Source organism: Desulfofundulus sp. (assembly GCF_049701015.1).
Classification (GTDB): domain Bacteria; phylum Bacillota; class Desulfotomaculia; order Desulfotomaculales; family Desulfovirgulaceae; genus Desulfofundulus.
Genome location: NZ_JBNATZ010000388.1, coordinates 1 through 1,590 on the forward strand (window position 1 = coordinate 1; position 1,590 = coordinate 1,590).

Annotated in this window: 2 protein-coding genes; one reads left to right on the plus strand and one right to left on the minus strand. The window is 48.2% G+C overall.

From position 1 onward, the window contains the following. Nucleotides 1-275: 275 nt before the first annotated feature. Nucleotides 276-935 carry a hypothetical protein gene (locus ACPLUI_RS14710; RefSeq protein ID WP_424660987.1) on the minus strand — a complete coding sequence of 220 codons (660 nt, stop codon included), beginning with the start codon at nt 933-935 and terminating at the stop codon, nt 276-278. 496 nt (nt 936-1,431) lie between these two features. Between ACPLUI_RS14710 and ACPLUI_RS14715 the strand changes: the two genes are divergently transcribed. Beyond that, the gene (locus tag ACPLUI_RS14715) at nt 1,432-1,587 is read left to right on the plus strand and encodes a DUF1540 domain-containing protein (RefSeq protein ID WP_424660988.1); all 156 of its coding nucleotides are present in this window, start codon (nt 1,432-1,434) and stop codon (nt 1,585-1,587) included. Nucleotides 1,588-1,590: the final 3 nt, after the last annotated feature.

Consider the following 1,590-nt stretch of genomic DNA (forward strand, 5'->3'; position numbering starts at 1 on the left):
CGGGAGTTCCGGCGGCTGCGCTCACAGCTGTTCCAGTAGTGGTTACGGCTGCGGTCGCCTTAGCCACCAGACTACTCCCTGTGAAGGAAGACAGCCAGTCGAACATGATTTTCATCCCTCCGCTTCACTGCCATTATCATAACCAGAGATTCCTGTTACTTGAGAATTACTTCCAGGATTATCAATGCTTGTGCTCTGTTCTTGCGGCCTGATTACCAACCTGTCTCTGCCATTCTCCCTCCTTTCGCGTTCCAGACACTTCGTACCACGGGGTATTACTGAATGCCCAACTCGTTAATCAGCGGTTTGGTTACGGCGATAAACTCCGCCAGCTTTCGCGCCGCCAGTTGAGTATCGCCTTTGAGTACAATTTCATACGGCAGGATTACTTTCAACCTGTATTTGCCCGCTACTTCAACTCCAACCGGTTCCCTTTCCAGTACAGTACCCAGTCGTTTTTCGATTTCCGCCTTGAGTTCCAGAAGGGGCAGGAAGACCTGCTTTTTATGGCCGTCCATTACCAGGTCGATAACTAAAATCTTCTGTCCCTGGTACTTACCTTTGCGCGGCTGGGTACGACCGATGCGGTAATAGATGTTGCTGTTGCGAAAGACCTTGACGCATTTCCATGGTTCGCTGATCCCCAGGTTTTGCCCCGGCAGAGCGTATGTGAGTTCGATGTTTTGCTCCGCCAGGATGTGCTCCGCCTCGTTCAGCACTTCGTCCAGAAACTGGTCAAAAGTCTTTTCTTTTTGTGCCGGGGTGACCCGTTCTACTTCAGAACTTTCTTCGCTTTGCAGCCAGGACTCGAACCAATCGAGGAAATTTTTAAGCTCGCGGACTGCCCTGATTTTCCTGCTTTTGTGTCCGGCAACATGCCGGGAGCCCTTTGAACGGTTATTAAAAAATAGCTGCAGTGCATCTTCTTCAGCCATGGTCTTATCACCTCACTTGACCAATTTCTGGCGGGACTTTGTGCTTGTAACTCCAAGCACATAACGGCCCAAAAAATTTATTCTTAAGAGCATTTGAACCGCTTTTTGTGCTGTTCTGACGGCGCCCTGGTAGGCATGAAGAAATGTGAAAAGACTCACTAAGAGGACATAGCATTTTTTGTACCATATTTTTGTGGTTCAAAGAAAAGGGTTTTGGGAAAGCACGTTGTCTGAAAACAGACAACGGGACGGCCTGGTCAAAAAAGAAATATCCCGGAGTTTAACGGGATAAGGGGGGAAGCTGTTGTTTGATTTCAATCAAAAGTGTCTGAAATCAGACAGTGACGGCCACGCCTGGTTGCCATGGTCCCTGAAATTGCCTTCACAATCACAAACGCGCAATTCCCATATCCCACCCATGCTTCTTGAGCACGTTCTGGAGACGCATAAAACAAGATCAGGTGGGCCAACCTATCCTTCCAGGAGGTGAATAACGATGTCAAAAGTAACAAGGTGTCACATTGAAGAATGCGCCTATAATAGCAATATGGAATGCCGTGCTGATGGCATTGAGGTAAGATCTTCAACCGACAACAAGAAGTGCAGTCAGTCGGAGCATACCTGCTGTGACACTTTCACTCCAAAAGCTTAAAGA